The sequence below is a fragment of the Brevibacillus choshinensis genome, from assembly GCF_001420695.1.
GTDB lineage: Bacteria > Bacillota > Bacilli > Brevibacillales > Brevibacillaceae > Brevibacillus > Brevibacillus choshinensis.
Genome location: NZ_LJJB01000007.1, coordinates 93,186 through 107,724 on the forward strand (window position 1 = coordinate 93,186; position 14,539 = coordinate 107,724).

Annotated in this window: 13 protein-coding genes; 7 read left to right on the forward strand and 6 right to left on the reverse strand. The window is 50.9% G+C overall.

The window, feature by feature from the left end:
• Nucleotides 1–35: 35 nt before the first annotated feature.
• From glmS to AN963_RS00495, 6 genes are all read left to right on the forward strand, one after another.
• Nucleotides 36–1,868, forward strand: a complete 1,833-nt coding sequence (gene glmS / locus AN963_RS00470) for a glutamine--fructose-6-phosphate transaminase (isomerizing) (RefSeq protein ID WP_055742611.1) — start codon at nucleotides 36–38, stop codon at nucleotides 1,866–1,868.
• A gap of 51 nt (nucleotides 1,869–1,919) precedes the next feature.
• Nucleotides 1,920–2,126 (forward strand): hypothetical protein, encoded by a 207-nt coding sequence (locus tag AN963_RS00475; protein WP_055742612.1) that lies wholly within the window; start codon nucleotides 1,920–1,922, stop codon nucleotides 2,124–2,126.
• Nucleotides 2,123–3,214, forward strand: coding sequence for a bifunctional UDP-N-acetylglucosamine diphosphorylase/glucosamine-1-phosphate N-acetyltransferase GlmU (glmU, locus tag AN963_RS00480; RefSeq protein WP_083496744.1), 1,092 nt, complete (start codon nucleotides 2,123–2,125; stop codon nucleotides 3,212–3,214). Before AN963_RS00475 ends, glmU begins: the two co-directional genes overlap by 4 nt.
• On the forward strand, nucleotides 3,208–4,140 hold the full coding sequence (locus tag AN963_RS00485) for a hypothetical protein (RefSeq protein WP_055742613.1): 933 nt from the start codon (nucleotides 3,208–3,210) through the stop codon (nucleotides 4,138–4,140). The genes glmU and AN963_RS00485 overlap by 7 nt, the downstream gene beginning before the upstream one ends.
• Nucleotides 4,137–5,822 carry a hypothetical protein gene (locus AN963_RS00490; protein ID WP_055742614.1) on the forward strand — a complete coding sequence of 562 codons (1,686 nt, stop codon included), beginning with the start codon at nucleotides 4,137–4,139 and terminating at the stop codon, nucleotides 5,820–5,822. Before AN963_RS00485 ends, AN963_RS00490 begins: the two co-directional genes overlap by 4 nt.
• A 78-nt stretch (nucleotides 5,823–5,900) precedes the next feature.
• Nucleotides 5,901–6,419 (forward strand): hypothetical protein, encoded by a 519-nt coding sequence (locus AN963_RS00495; RefSeq protein WP_055742615.1) that lies wholly within the window; start codon nucleotides 5,901–5,903, stop codon nucleotides 6,417–6,419.
• A gap of 51 nt (nucleotides 6,420–6,470) precedes the next feature.
• Here AN963_RS00495 and AN963_RS00500 read toward each other — a convergent pair whose 3' ends face one another.
• The 6 genes from AN963_RS00500 to AN963_RS00525 form a co-directional block, all read right to left on the reverse strand.
• A complete protein-coding gene (locus AN963_RS00500) occupies nucleotides 6,471–7,349 on the reverse strand; it encodes a hypothetical protein (protein WP_055742616.1) in 879 nt (292 codons plus the stop codon).
• Between the two features lie 119 nt (nucleotides 7,350–7,468).
• The gene (locus AN963_RS00505; protein ID WP_236707843.1) at nucleotides 7,469–7,945 is read right to left on the reverse strand and encodes a GNAT family N-acetyltransferase; all 477 of its coding nucleotides are present in this window, start codon (nucleotides 7,943–7,945) and stop codon (nucleotides 7,469–7,471) included.
• A gap of 5 nt (nucleotides 7,946–7,950) precedes the next feature.
• Nucleotides 7,951–9,261, reverse strand: a complete 1,311-nt coding sequence (locus tag AN963_RS00510) for a YheC/YheD family endospore coat-associated protein (protein ID WP_055742618.1) — start codon at nucleotides 9,259–9,261, stop codon at nucleotides 7,951–7,953.
• Nucleotides 9,262–9,303: 42 nt separating this feature from the next.
• Nucleotides 9,304–10,677, reverse strand: a complete 1,374-nt coding sequence (locus AN963_RS00515) for a YheC/YheD family endospore coat-associated protein (RefSeq protein WP_055742619.1) — start codon at nucleotides 10,675–10,677, stop codon at nucleotides 9,304–9,306.
• 2 nt (nucleotides 10,678–10,679) lie between these two features.
• On the reverse strand, nucleotides 10,680–11,771 hold the full coding sequence (locus AN963_RS00520) for a YheC/YheD family endospore coat-associated protein (RefSeq protein ID WP_055742620.1): 1,092 nt from the start codon (nucleotides 11,769–11,771) through the stop codon (nucleotides 10,680–10,682).
• A 5-nt stretch (nucleotides 11,772–11,776) separates the two neighbouring features.
• Nucleotides 11,777–13,195, reverse strand: a complete 1,419-nt coding sequence (locus AN963_RS00525; RefSeq protein ID WP_055742621.1) for a YheC/YheD family endospore coat-associated protein — start codon at nucleotides 13,193–13,195, stop codon at nucleotides 11,777–11,779.
• Nucleotides 13,196–13,288: 93 nt separating this feature from the next.
• Here AN963_RS00525 and AN963_RS00530 point away from each other — a divergent pair, with 93 nt between their 5' ends.
• On the forward strand, nucleotides 13,289–14,446 hold the full coding sequence (locus tag AN963_RS00530) for a DUF445 domain-containing protein (RefSeq protein ID WP_055742622.1): 1,158 nt from the start codon (nucleotides 13,289–13,291) through the stop codon (nucleotides 14,444–14,446).
• The last annotated feature ends 93 nt before the right edge of the window (nucleotides 14,447–14,539 follow it).

Here is a 14,539-nt window from a genome sequence, read left to right on the forward strand (position 1 = left end):
CATGAGAAAGATTGCTTAAGGGAGGATTGCGTAACATGTGTGGAATCATGGGATATATCGGCAACAGAGAAGCACAATCCATCTTGATTAACGGACTGAAAAAGCTCGAATACCGCGGTTATGACTCAGCAGGGATAGCGGTGTGCGACGGGGAGTCAATTGCGGTCTGCAAAGCAAAAGGCCGTATCGATGTGCTGGAAGAGCAGGCGGAGAAATCCAGCCTGCAAGGAGAAATAGGCATTGGCCATACTCGCTGGGCGACACACGGACGTCCGTCAGACGAAAATTCTCACCCGCACTTTGATCAATCAGGAAAATTCGCGATCGTACACAACGGGATCATCGAGAACTACCTGGATCTCAAGCAAGAGCTGGAAGAGCGGGGAGTCGTATTCACTTCGCAGACAGACACGGAGGTCATCGTCCATTTGCTGGCGGAATTGTACGACGGAGACATCGTTTCCACGGTACAACAAGTGGCTGGAAAAATTCGCGGGGCGTATGCCTTGGGTGTCATGACGGAGCATGAGCCGGACAAACTGATAGCCGTCCGGCTCGCCAGCCCGTTGATCATTGGGGTAGGAACTGGAGAGAACTTCATTGGCTCGGATATTCCCGCTGTGCTGGAGCATACGCGTGATGTCTACGTTCTCGAAGATGGCGACCTGGCCATATTGACCAAAGATTCGGTCACTGTGATGAATCTGGAGACGAATCAACTGATCGAGCGCGACCTGCTGCGAATTGAATGGGACAAGGAGCAGGCAGAAAAGGACGGATACGAGCATTACATGCTCAAAGAAATTTACGAACAGCCGCGTGCTCTGCGCAACACCATGACTGGGCGCATTGACGAAGCGGGACAACAAATTGTGTTCCCGGATCTCCAGCTGTCGACTGAAACCGTCAAGGGGATCGAAAAAATATACATAGTGGCCTGCGGAACGGCCTACCACGCAGGAATGATTGGAAAGCACGTGATTGAAAGTCTGGCTCAGATCCCTGTGGAAATCGATGTGGCGTCAGAGTTTCGTTACAGACGGCCCCTTTTTAAAGGGAAAACTCTTACGATCGTGGTCAGTCAATCCGGTGAGACGGCGGATACGTTGGCTGCCTTGCGCGAGGCCAAACGTAACGGCTCAAGCATTTTGGCGATTACGAATGTCGTGGGCAGCTCCATTGCGCGAGAAGCCAATCACCTGATCACGACAAACGCAGGTCCGGAAATCGCGGTTGCTTCTACGAAGGCATATACCTCCCAGTTGATCGCCTTTTATCTGCTCGGACTGTATTTGGCACAAGAGAAGGAGACGCTGCCTTCGGAGGAGAGAAAGTCTTTGATCGCTGCCTTGCAAAAGCTACCTGAGCAGGTGGAGACGGTTCTCGCTCATGCAGAAGGGATTCATACGTTTGCCCAATCCATCAAGGACGAAGGACATCTGTTCTTCATTGGGCGTGGTCTCGATTATGCTGTCTCGCAGGAAGGCTCACTGAAGCTGAAAGAAATCTCTTACATTCATTCTGAAGCTTATGCGGCCGGAGAGCTCAAACACGGGACACTGGCGCTCATTCAGGAAGGGACACGCGTCATCGCGTTGTCTACGCAAGCAGAGCTGCATGAAAAAATGGTCAGTAACATTACGGAAGTGAAAGCGAGAGGGGCAAACGTTCTCGGGATTGCACTCGAAGATAATGTAGAGCTGCATCGATCTGTGGATGATGTGTGCCTGATTCCGTCAACCGATGCGCTATTGACTCCGATCTTGAGCGTCATTCCTCTTCAGCTTATCGCCTATTACACCTCAGTTGCCTTGGGAAATGATGTGGATCGTCCGCGGAATTTAGCAAAAAGTGTAACAGTCGAATAGCAACGCCCGTCCTTACTCACAAAGAAGGACGATAAAAGGAGGATTGAGTACATGAGCACCTCGAATCGGACGTTGAATCAGGAGATTTTGCTGGAGATCATGCTCCAGGCCTATCAGCTGGGCGTGCAGAGGAAAGATATCAACTTGGGAATGATGATAGACACGTTAACCTATGAATTAAAGCCATACTTCGAGCAGGAGATTCAGCTTCGAGCGTATAGAAAGAGCGAGCTGGACGGGACGGAGGGAATCGGATGAACATACATGCAGTTATATTGGCGGCCGGAAAAGGAACGCGGATGAAATCCCGATTGTACAAGGTCATGCATCCGGTTTGCGGCAAGCCAATGATCGAGCACGTCGTCGAAGCAGTAGAAGACCTGGCATTACATAAACTAGTCGTGGTGATCGGCCATGGTGCAGAAGCGGTCATGCATCAGCTGGGAGACCGCGTCAGCTACGCCCATCAACAAGAGCAGTTGGGTACAGCGCACGCCGTGTGGATGTGCCGTGAAGCATTGGAAAATCAGGAGGGGATCACCCTCGTCTTAAATGGAGATACACCTTTGGTACGAAAAGAGACGTTGCATCAACTCCTCTCCTATCACCGGGAGAGGGGAGCAGCGGCTACTGTACTGACTGCGATCGTAGACAATCCGACCGGATATGGCAGGATCATCCGCGACGAGAGCGGCAACGTCAGACGGATTGTGGAAGAGAAGGATGCTACCTTGGGCCAGAAAAAGGTGTGTGAGATTAGCACGGGTATCTTTTGCTTCGATAATCGCAAGCTCTTTGAAACGATACCGCTCGTCTCTAATGATAACGCGCAAGGGGAGTATTATTTGCCGGACGTGTTGTCTCTCTTGCAGGATCAAGGCTCCGTGATTGGTGCGTATGTTGCAGATGATCCGGAAGAAGGGGCAGGTGTCAATGACCGGATCCAGCTGGCGCAAATGGAACAAAAACTGCGAAAACGAATCAATGAACGCCACATGAAGGGTGGCGTGACGATCATTGATCCGGTCTCGACCTATATTGATTCGGACGTGCAGATCGGATCAGATACGGTAATTTATCCAGGCTCCTATCTAAGCGGACATACCCGAATCGGAGAAGGGTGCGCGATTGGGCCAAACGCACACGTGATCGACAGTGCAATCGAGAGCCATGTGCAAGTGAGTTCATCTACCGTCGTAGGCAGCAGGATTCCACGCGACGCCATTGTTGGTCCGTACGCGTATGTGAGTGGGGAAACAGGAAAATCAGTGGAGCGAGCAGATGAGCGTCACCTTCGCGAGGAACATTTGCTAGCAACTGCGCAAGCAACCGGAGGACGATGCTGATACCGCGATGGGCACGGACTGGCATACACCATATTTGGGTATGGTTGTTGGCTGCCATCTGCGTTTCGATCGTTATGTGGGCCTTGTTACAGCTCCGTTCCACCCCTTCCTATATCAAGGCGACATGGATTTGGGATGCCAGCATCATTTCTTCACAAACAGAGGAAATCGTCGCCTTTGCCGAACAATACGACATCAATTTGATCTATCTGCACATTGAGCCGACAACGCTTCGCCCTCAGGATTATCGTGACTTTATCCAAACGGCAAGCCGAGCGTCCATCCGGGTCGAAGCGTTGGGAGGCGATCCGAACTGGGCATTGACAGCGAATCGTGGGAGCATTAGCGATCTCATCTCCTGGGTGAAGGCCTTTAACCGTTCGGCCAAGCCAGATGAGCAATTTCAGGGCATCCACGTAGACATTGAGCCGTACCTTTTATCCGAATGGAAGAAGGATCAGGACGACGTCGTAAAGCAATGGATGAAAAATGTCGTCTATCTGACTGCGGAAACGAAAAAAGACTCCAGCTTGCTGGTCAGCGCTGATCTTCCCTTTTGGATCGATACCGTGACCGTACCGGGGGAGTCAGAAAAAGTGAGCAACTGGATGGTAGAGCGTCTGGACAGCATCACCTTGATGGCCTATCGAAATCACGCGCAGGGCCCGAATGGCATTGTTGACATCGTGCATAGCATCGTAGCGGATGCGAATGCGCGTAAAAGTGGCTCAGTAGTGGTAGGAGTCAATATTTTGGAATCCAAGGAAGGCGCAAATGTGAGTTTTCACCAAGACGGAACAGCCGAAATGGAGAGCCAACTGGCGATCCTGCAGGACGAGCTTGCGGAAAATCCCGCCTTTGCGGGTAGCGCTGTTCACGATTACGAGAGTTGGCTCCATGCGAGCAGACGAGAGGAGTTACGATGAAAGCCGCGCGAATCTACCTGAGTGTTCTCTGCCTTACGCTCGGCTTTCTATTCGGCTTTTCCCCTGCGGAAAAAAAGAGTAAAGCCACATGGATCTGGCAGTCCGAAACAATTGGCCGGGACAAGCAACAGATATTAAGCTTTTGTGAGCAAAACGAAATTACACTGATTTACTTGCGTATCGATATGAACAAAACGTATGACTACTATCGCTCCTTTATCCGGGATGCCAATGCGAGAGGGATCGAAGTGCACGCTGTCGCTGGTCATCCGGCGTGGGCTTTGGCTAGCAATCAAAAGCGCATGCTGAAGATTGTGAACTGGGTAAAGCAGTACAATGAGTCCGTGACCAGGGCAGAGCAAGTGAGAGGCATCCAGCTGGATATCGAGCCATATCTGTTGCCGCAATGGGAGACGGAGCAGGAGCGAGTCATTCGGGAATGGCAGTCAAACATCGACGTGTTCACTGCAGAGGTGAAGAAAGACAGTGACTTGGAGGCGAGCGCTGCAATCCCGTTCTGGATGGATGACATTCCTACACCGAGTAACCGGGATCTATCTCTCTCCACATGGTTGATTTCCCGTTTCGATACGGTGTGTATCATGGCGTATCGGGACAAGCTGGATGGCCCAAACGGCCTTTTGGCTCTGGTCGAAGAGGAGATGAACCAGGCAGACAAGCTGGAGCGCCGGGTGCTCATCGCGGTGAATATGAAAGAAATCGAGGATGACCACGCTTCGTTTGCAGAAGAGGGAGCCGAGGATATGAATCAGCTACTGGAAAAGCTGCCGGCAAAAATGGCTGATCATCCTTCTTACAGCGGGAATGCGATCCACGATTATCGGTACTGGAAGGAGGCTGCTGGTGTGACGCCACCGGTAATAGAACAACCGAAAGGCTATCGGGGGACGTATATCTGGCGGGCAGAAACTCTGAAGTCAGAAAGTGACGAAATTCTCGACTTCGCGAAAGAAAACGACGTGAATCTGCTCTATGTTCGTATCGATCTCCAACAGTCCCTCGACATGTACCGGGATTTTGTCAGGAAGGCAAATGCGGCAGGGATCGAAGTGCATGCCATGGGTGGCCATCCGATTTGGGCTCTGGAGGAAAACAGGGGTAAGATCCTGAAACTGGTCAAATGGGTTAAAGCCTACAACCAGGAGGCTTCTGCGGATGAACAATTCTGCGGAGTACATCTGGATATCGAACCGTACGTCATGCCACGCTGGCGTGAAGACAAAGAAGCTGTGCTCCGTCAATGGATGGGAAATATCGAGGCATTCGTTGCCGAGGCAAAAGACGGCGACCTGGAAGTAAGTGTGGACTTGGCTGCATGGCTGAACAATACCCCCACGCCGGGAAGGCCGGACACGCCTTTTTCTCACTGGATGATGGACCAGATGGATCATACCACATTGATGGCGTTCCGGGACCGAGCTGAGAGCATCGTAGGACTGGTGGAAAGTCAGATGAAGTACGCTTCGGACAGCGGGAAAAAGCTCGTTGTAGCCGTAGAGACGAAAGAGTCTCACGAAGGGAATTTCGTCAGCTTCTATGAAGAAGGAATGGGCGAGATGAATCGCCAGCTCGAACGGGTAGCTCAGCTGCTGGGTGGTTATTCCTCGTATATGGGACAAGCCATTCACGCCTATGAATACTGGAAAAACGGAAAAGACTAATGTCTGGTACAGCGTACCGGCGTGCCGATTTCATGTACAATAGAGAAAAATGAGTGCAGAGAAAGAGGCGAAATTGCCATGCGGGATATACAAAGCCGCCACAATGGCCTTCCACCGCGCACACCCGACATGTTGTACAACATCGTGCGCAAGTTTTATCGGGGCGCAGTCAGCCATTACGATCTGATCCAGGAGAAAAAAGCAGTGGTGCGTGCCACGTGGGAGCATCAGAAAGCAACCGGAGAGGATGCCGAGCTTCGTCAGGCACTTCATACGTTGTTTCTCGAATTTCACTTTTACGTGACTTGCTGGCTGCAAATAGAAATGGCGTTGTTTCGGTTGGCTAGACAGGACGAAGAGCAATCCCGTGTGCTGGAACGCTTTCGCCCTGATTTGGAAAAGCATCTGGGAGTCCGTGAGCAGTTGGATCAGACGGAGGCTTGTGTCGAGGCTCAGCTTCGGCAGGATGGACCAAATGGAGCTTCTGTAGAGCGAGATATGTACTGGTTTGAGGGGATCACTTTTACTGTAGATGAACAGAGCCTGCAAACTTTGCACGCGCTGTATGAGGCGATCCAGCAAGCGAGGACGAAATAAGCTGAATAAAAAAAGCGTGGCTGTCATGAAAAAGACAACCACGCTTTTTTATTACATCATTCCTGGGAAAATAGAGCCGGTATGCGCTGTCATTTGACCGCCGTTGTTCAGGCTGCGTACTTCCTGAACGTTGGTGCCAGCAAAGCCAGGCGAGTACATGGATTGGCTACCTGTGCCAATCGAACTTCCGTAGCTTTGGTAGGATTGTTGCGCTTGTTGTTGTTGTTGTTGTTGTTGTTGTTGTGGATACAGGCCATAGCCGCTGCTCATGATCCCGGCAGATGCTGTGCCACCTTGATTTAGCTGGCGTACTTCCTGCACATTCGTCCCGGCAAAGCCAGGGGAGAAAATGCTTCCGCCGAGTTGGGAAGAGTACCCTGTGTTGTTGGTGTAACCAGTTTGTCCAGTGTAACCTTGACCTGCGTATCCGGTGTTGTTGCGTTGTTGAACCTCCTGGATGTTGGTTCCGGCAAAGCTAGGCGAGAAGATCGAATTGGTAGCAGTGCCATAGCTAGGCTGATAGGTAGACTGTGCCTGCATGTATCCGCTTGGCTGTGCTTGTATGTAGCCGGTGTTATGCGGGTGGAGATAATTGATCGGCTGCGTTTGTTGATAGCTGTTCATTTGTGTTTGTTGGAAGCCTTGTTGCTGAGGAGCGGCATAGCCCGAGTTGAGCTGTCTCACCTCTTGAACATTGGTATTGGCAAAGCCAGGTTGGAACATTGCTTGCGTGCCTCCGATACCGCCACCGTAGCTCAGTCCGTATGTAGGGGTTTGTGCAGCCGGGGAATGACCACCTTGGTTCCAGTATTGAACCTCGTGTGCGTTGGTGTTGGCATACCCAGGTTGGAACATAGCGTTTGTTTGGCCCATTGCTCCAGAGATATGTGGTTGTAGTTGGGATTGCATGATGTTGTTATTGTAGGTCATGAGAAGACCACCTCCTGCACCATATCTTTTCCAAGGTTCGCCAGGTAATGCACGAAATGACGAAACAAGAGAATTCTTTATTTTGCAGAAAATGGATGCGCAAAAAACATGCCGGATCGTTAACCGGCATGCTCCTGCAGATCGTTCGGATTCCAGTGCCCAAAGGCTAGCCACAGCGTTGGTTTTCCTGTAGGACCGATGCTTGCTTTTACAGGCTCAAATCCTAACCCGCGAAACAATGCCAGACTGGCTTCATTGTCTAGAGCAACCCGCACATACAGTTTGGGCAGCCGCTGACACAGGTGAGCGGTCAGCGCTTTGCCGATGCCGCGATTGCGATATCGTTTGTCGACAACCAAAAAGGAGTGTCCAAGACCACAGCGCGATACCGCAAACATGCCGATCACACGCTTTCCGTTTATCGCTAGCGCCACCGTCGTTCCTTGCTCCGACATCTTTTTGGGCGTGAGGCGTGTCAGCCAGTCGATTGCATGCTTGGTAATGCGGCGATCTCCTTCCTGTCGAGCAAACCGGACCAATGTCGATTGAGATTCAGCTAATGCTTGTGGCGGCATGATCAAATATTTCAGTTTCATGTTCATTACCCCGCTACGACTCTTCGCCCACTTTGCAGGCGGGATACATACTGTGCGTAATGGATGAGATTGGACAGAGAAAGGTGGCGAATCGTAGGTTCGTCGAATTTCTCCGGTTTGGCATTGGCTTCAAAAAACCAGAGCTTGCCGTCTTCCGTCAATCCCAGATCCATGGACATTTCAGCCAAATCTTTGATTTCCTCATTGAGAGTACGAGCGATCGTCAAACATGTCTGGTGGATCGCCGTCTCCATTTTCTCAGGATCATCAGTGAACAGAGAATGGAGTACGCTGGACAACGAATGGATGGAACCACCGCGGGGAACATGGGTGGTGATACTTTGAGACCCCGCTCTGCGGATGCCGATTCCAGTCACGCTCCACTCTCCATTTCCATCCTTTTGTACGAGCGCTCGCACGTCAAACGGCTTTCCTTGATAACGTGCCCGTTTGATTCCTTGCTGAATGATGTATTTCTTTTGGTGAACCAGACCCTTGATATGCTTCCATACATCATCCAGATTGGTAAAACGGCGTGTGACGGCTTTTTGATCTTTCAGACGCTCTAGTCGCCACACATCGTTTTTGTATTCCACGCGCATGATTCCCTCACCAGCTTTGCCTCGAACAGGCTTTAGATAGACAAAGCGATGTTCCGTACAAAAACTGCGAAAACGAGCAAGCGTGTCAAGTTTTTTCGTCACAGGTAAAAAAGCTTGCACGTTTGGATATTTACCTAGCATCTGAAACTGTTCTTGTTTATCAAAGAAACATCGATTAAACAGAGTGACGTTGGGCAAGTCGTTGATGCGGGAGATTGTGTTGAGCACTTCCGGACGTTGCTCCGCCTTACGGGTGGGGATGCGGTTGTATACGACGTGCGGAAAAGGGAGGATGGCTTCTTGCCAAATATTTTGGCGATCGTTATATAGGTAGCCGCGGACTTTCTTTGTCTCCCAATTGATGCTCTGCGGCGTGAATACGTACACAAGAGCTCCCCATTTTTTTCCGGAGAGGGAGATATCCTTGAAATTATCCCGATTTCCCACGAATGCTGCCCCTTCACCGACGGTCATGATGCCGATTAATGGCCCGAGACGCAGGGAGTTGTTGACCATCTTCCAATTGATCCGGGTGCGAATGCGACCAGGTTGCTGATTGGGCAGACCGGTGTGCAACCGTTTATGGTGAGAAAAAGGTCCAAGGCTGGCGAATAACGGTTTACGGGCACGATTGGCCAATGCTTGCCGTGGAAGTTGCAGAAACCATTTGCCGCTTGGGAGGATGGTCAACCACCCGGAGCGCTTCCTTTGCATGGGTGTTCCTCCTTCCTGAAAAAACGGTGCTTTTCGCATGGATCAAAAATTTGCGAGATAGCAGCTGTAATCAACGAGAAGCTTGCGAGATTCGTAGTCAGCCTCTTTGAGCCGGGCGTGCTTAAAGATGGAACGGCCAGGCTTGGAGTTCGCTTCGAACATCCATACATGACCATGAGTATCGATTCCCATATCGAGGCCTAACTCGCCCAGATCGATCCCTTTTGCCAGCTCGATCGCACTTGCTAGGCGGATTGACGCATCCGAAATACGCTCTGTCATCAGGGCTTTTTGTCGACCAAATAGTTGCTGAAGCAGTTCATCGCCCGGAATGACGGTGCCGCCCGTTCGAACATGGGTGGTCACGCTGCCAGACCCTGCCACTTTGGCAGCCGTGCAGGAAACGACCCATTCATTTTGCAGGTTCTTATGCAAATGGACGCGAAAATCAAAGGGACGTCCGTGGAACGTCATCAAAGAAATTCCTTGCTGGGCGAGGTAGGAACCGACACGACGGCTGCGAAACACATGCTGGTACAGAGAAGATAGCTTGGTGAAATGACGTTTTACGTTACCGCTGCCGTTGTGATAAGACGCGTCATATCCGGCTCCTGCACGCACTACCTTTACGATGCCGTAGCCCAAACTGCCGTTTTTCGGTTTCAGGTAGACGATAGGATATTTTCGAATCAGGTTGCGTACGGTTTGCAGGGATGGAGACGTGTACGTTTCGGGTATGTGCTCATTCACTTCCGGATTGGGGTAGAGGAGCTGGTGAACGCCCCATTTGTTCAAGAAGCCGTGGTTGAACATCGGCGTGTTTGGATAATTCGCCAGCTTGTATTTGAAGTCTCGTACGGCTTCATGCTTTTCTGCAGAACGAGAGGGAATGCGGTCATATATGACATCAGGTATTGCAGTGGTCATTCTTCTCCAGACATAGGTGCCATTTTTACCTTTGCGTAAAAACCAAGCAATCACCTCGTTTTTATCCCAGTCCACGTCATCGGGCGAAAAAATGTAGTAGAACACGCCTTTTCCTTCTTGAGCCTGTAACAGCTTTTGCAAAAACGATGTTCGTGGTCCAATCGGGTTACGAGGGTCTCTGCGTACCCCAGTCGTGACGATACCAATGGCAGGACCAAGCCGGAGATTTTCTCCCTCGCGCTTGAGGTTGATCAGACCTCCGTGAGGGATGCTTAGCTCGTTTTGTAGTAAGCTTGTGATTTTCACGATATTCCCATCATGATTTCGCTTATCAATCAGAACAGTTGCGACTGCTTCCTTCTTTCCCAGCGTGATCGTAACCTTCTGACGGGGTCTGAGTTGCAGCTTTTGAATGAGAGTGATTGGCAGGACGATCCCATAGACATGGGAATGGGGAAGGAAGCGAAGTCGCACGCGGTTTGTTTCCATGCTTAGTAACCTCCTACACGCTCTTTCATGAGATAGTGAGCATAACGAACAGGCTGGGTGATCGAATGAAACTGGGCAGCTGGATCGTTTATCATGGTGAACACGGTCCGACCCGGCCTACTGTTCACTTCGATAATCCAGACATTTCCAGAGGTGTCGATGCCAATATCGATCCCGAGCTCTACCAGTTTGCCGTGAGATTTCTCTAGAAAACGTGGCAGTTCTCCGGTTAACCGATCGATGGTCTGCTCAATCCGTGCCTGCATGGCTGGCTTGTAGTGGCGCGAGAGAAAGGGAGTGAGGGGGACGGCTTTGCCGCCGCCGTGCAGATTGGAGGTTATGCTTTTTTTATCACCGATGCGCACAGCCTTGCCTGTTGTTTCCCACTCTCCCTTCCCGTTTTTTTGGACCAACACACGGACGTCAAAAGGAGAGCCATCGGGCGTGTGCAGCTCTAGATAGGGCTGCACAAGAAACTTCCGACCAGTAGTGAATGTGGTGACAAGAGTCTTAAGTCCCCCCGGTTCCTTGACGACTCGACGGAAAGGCTTATTTTCTTTGTTGCGGCCCGAAATTTCATAACCGCCTCGACATTCTGTAATCCTTACGACTCCGATTCCGTGAGTTCCCGCCATGGGCTTGATGATGGCTGAGCCATAGTGATCCAATGTGCCCTGGAGAGCGGAATAGGTCAAAATCTCGGTGGGCGGCAAGGAAGGGGCTAGCACTGCAGAGTGGATGAGCATCTGGTGCACCTGCCATTTTCCAGATAGGCCGTGTCCCAAAAATGTAAGGTTACGATCGTTTTGCAACTTATCTACGAATGGTTTATAGTTGCGGTAAGCTGGGCCTACAAAACAGCGATCGTAAACGAAGGCTGGCAATGGAAAGGTGTCCGATTGCCAGGCGCCATTTTTGTATTCAAAGCCTGATACGGTTCGGGATGAAAAGTTTACCCGACGTGGGGAAAACACAAACACGCGAATACCATGCTTGCGTCCGAATAGCGTCAGCTTTTTGTAATATCCTTTGTCAATAAAGTGGGAGCCTTGGCAGCGAGTCATGATGCCTAAGGTTCTCTGATTTGCTGTCATAAGGGTCACCTTCGCCTGTTTTTCTTGGCTGTCGGTTTCGGTTTTGCTTTGGCTGCCCGTGGAAAACCACTTACATAGGCTGCATACTCAAGCATACGCACAACCGAGGGTCGAGCGCGTCGGTGAGGTTCTTCCACACCTTCTGGCAGGGGAACGGTGTTGGCAGTCTTGGATGGTTTGCTGTTTACTTCAAGCAACCAAACATGACCGCGCACATCTACACCGAGATCGACTCCAAACTCCGCGTAATGACCTGGTAATGCTTCTTCGAGTAGCACGGACAGCTTCAAGGCAACGGCTCTCAGCGTCTGAGGAGTGGGGCGGAAAGAGCTCGCCCATGGACCGCATAGACGCAGAGCCTGAAGTGGAGGCAGCATCGAACCGCCTCGTGAAATGTTGGAGACGATGCGATTTTGCCCCAAGCGAGCTACCATGGAAGTGACGGACCATTCACCTTTTCGGTCTTTTTGCACCAAAACACGAAAATCTGTTGGACGATTCTGGATGCCAATCAGTGCTAAACCTTGCTGCAGCAGGTAGGGTTTGTTTTTGGTTTGTTTAGATAGATACTGATGTAACGTTTGAATGCTAGAAAAAGTCTTGTTGAGTCCTCCTGGTCGAGCGAGCTGGTAGCCCGTATCGGTTCTGCGCAGACGGATGATTCCTCGACCCATGCTGCCGTTAGCGGGTTTTGCGTAAACCATGCGATGAGAGGCAAGCATACTTTTTAAATCATCCTGACTGTGATAGCGGACCATTTTGGGGAGGTAGGCTTCTGCTGCTTCCTGATTTTCCAGAGCGGCGTGTACATGCCACTTATTCAAGAATTGCTCATTAAAAAACGGGATGTTGGCGTCTTTGCAGCGCTGGACCCAATTGGCCATCTGTTCGCTTCGCTCCCGTTGTCTGGAAACAAGTCGGTTGTAAATGCATTGGGGTAGCGGCAAAACCTTTTGTCTCCAGACGCCGCCCTTTCGCACAAGCCCACGGACGATGCCTGCCTCCCAATTGACATCTTGAAGCCGGAAAACACAAATGATTCCACCGCGTTTGTGGCAAATATCGGCTGATTCATTGAAGAATGGGGTCAGGGGTCCAAAGGGGGATTGCGGAAACTGCGAATTGTAGGTAGAGACAAGAATACCCAAAAAGGGTCCAAATACAAGAGACTGCTGGTTCGCCTGGTAACTGGCCAGCAGGGGGATTCCCGTAGGCAGATGCAGCGCTTGGGCGATCGATGGTCGGATCAAAGTGCCTCCGTTCCGATCTATGCTGCTTACTCGGGCGCGAACCTGTTTGCTTCCGAATTGGACGGTGAGGGTAGTAGTAGAGAGATACCATTTGCGCATGTGCGCCTGGGGCAGGTAAAGGTCTACTTCCGACTTTGGCTCGTATGCTTGAACGATGGTTGGAACGTAAGACATGGTTATCCCCTTCCCATCAGGCATGAAGTTAGTCTATGGTATGAGTAGGGAAATGGTTTGGTTCCATGCATAGAAGAGAGGTTGTTAGTATATATGAATGTTTTTACAATATTAGTAAACATCGGGGTCGGTTCCGTCATAGGCGGAGTGACCAACGAACTTGCGATCCGGATGCTTTTCCGGCCGTTGAAGCCTTGGTACATCGGGCGTTGGCGAGTTCCTTTCACTCCTGGTCTAATCCCTAGTAGGCGAGATGACATCGCCATACAAATGGGCAGATTGGTGGAAGAGCATCTGCTCACGATGGAGGGTGTAAAGCGGGCATTAACCCAGAGCGGACTGGAGAACACGTTGGCAGACTGGATGAATCGGGTTGCGACGGACTGGATGACAGATGAACAAAGTTTGCGTCAGGTTCTGCAACGGGCGCTTCCCCAAATCTTTCAAGAGGACGGCACCTGGAGCGACTCCCTTCGCCAACCACTGCAGCTGCATTGGCAGACTTTTGTGGACCGCACGCTTTATCAATATGAAGAAAAGAAATTGCGTGAGCTGGTTCCACCTGCCGGACGGGAGCGTCTGGACACGGCGCTGGATACGGTCAGCGAGCTGTTACTGATGAGGCTCCGCGAATTTCTGCATTCGCCGGAGGGCCAGCAGTCCTTGCAATCAATGATTCGTGGTCTACTAGGCGGTGGAGGGGGCATGTTTGGTGGACTGGTCGGCATGTTCCTCGGAGATGACAAGATTCTGGGCAAGCTGCTGCCTCACTTGGATGACCTCTTGCAACGCCCGGAGCTGTCGCAAAAGCTGCGTCAAATGCTGGGGATTGAAACGGACAAGCTGCTCGATAAAAACGTGGGCGAGCTTGTGCAGTGGATCGGCCGTGATCAGATCGATGACTGGTCCCGAGCGCTGTTTACGAGACTGGAAGAGCAGAGTCTGAGAATCGTGGATGAGCCGTTGTCCCGCCTCACTTCACCATTCCAGAATGCGGTCAACACGGAGCTCATTCCCCGTTTGACGCGGTGGATGATAGAGACGCTGGAAAAGAATGTGGAACTTATTTTTCAAAAGCTCGCGATTCGCGAGATCGTGACCCGCCAGGTAGAAGGATTCCCGATTGAGAGGATCGAAGAAATGGTGGTCGGCATTTCCGGTCGTGAGTTCCGCATGATTACTGTGCTCGGTTTTATACTAGGTGGTATTATAGGGCTTGTTCAGGGATTGCTCTCTAGCTGGCTAGGTTAGTAAAACTGAAAAGAAACTGTAAACCACCTGTAATATTCCTGTAATATAAGAGGGGTAAGATAAAACTACGATGAAAACCCCCTTAATGATATA

What these genes read in the sequence shown, in the direction of transcription:
- AN963_RS00495 (WP_055742615.1), top strand. Translation starts at nt 5,901, where the DNA reads ATGCGGGATATACAAAGCCGCCACAATGGCCTTCCACCGCGCACACCC.
- AN963_RS00475 (WP_055742612.1), top strand. Translation starts at nt 1,920, where the DNA reads ATGAGCACCTCGAATCGGACGTTGAATCAGGAGATTTTGCTGGAGATC.
- AN963_RS00520 (WP_055742620.1), bottom strand. Translation starts at nt 11,771, where the DNA reads ATGACAGCAAATCAGAGAACCTTAGGCATCATGACTCGCTGCCAAGGC.
- AN963_RS00515 (WP_055742619.1), bottom strand. Translation starts at nt 10,677, where the DNA reads ATGGAAACAAACCGCGTGCGACTTCGCTTCCTTCCCCATTCCCATGTC.
- AN963_RS00525 (WP_055742621.1), bottom strand. Translation starts at nt 13,195, where the DNA reads ATGTCTTACGTTCCAACCATCGTTCAAGCATACGAGCCAAAGTCGGAA.
- AN963_RS00510 (WP_055742618.1), bottom strand. Translation starts at nt 9,261, where the DNA reads ATGCAAAGGAAGCGCTCCGGGTGGTTGACCATCCTCCCAAGCGGCAAA.
- AN963_RS00500 (WP_055742616.1), bottom strand. Translation starts at nt 7,349, where the DNA reads ATGACCTACAATAACAACATCATGCAATCCCAACTACAACCACATATC.
- glmU (WP_083496744.1), top strand. Translation starts at nt 2,123, where the DNA reads ATGAACATACATGCAGTTATATTGGCGGCCGGAAAAGGAACGCGGATG.
- AN963_RS00490 (WP_055742614.1), top strand. Translation starts at nt 4,137, where the DNA reads ATGAAAGCCGCGCGAATCTACCTGAGTGTTCTCTGCCTTACGCTCGGC.
- AN963_RS00530 (WP_055742622.1), top strand. Translation starts at nt 13,289, where the DNA reads ATGAATGTTTTTACAATATTAGTAAACATCGGGGTCGGTTCCGTCATA.
- glmS (WP_055742611.1), top strand. Translation starts at nt 36, where the DNA reads ATGTGTGGAATCATGGGATATATCGGCAACAGAGAAGCACAATCCATC.
- AN963_RS00485 (WP_055742613.1), top strand. Translation starts at nt 3,208, where the DNA reads ATGCTGATACCGCGATGGGCACGGACTGGCATACACCATATTTGGGTA.
- AN963_RS00505 (WP_236707843.1), bottom strand. Translation starts at nt 7,945, where the DNA reads ATGAAACTGAAATATTTGATCATGCCGCCACAAGCATTAGCTGAATCT.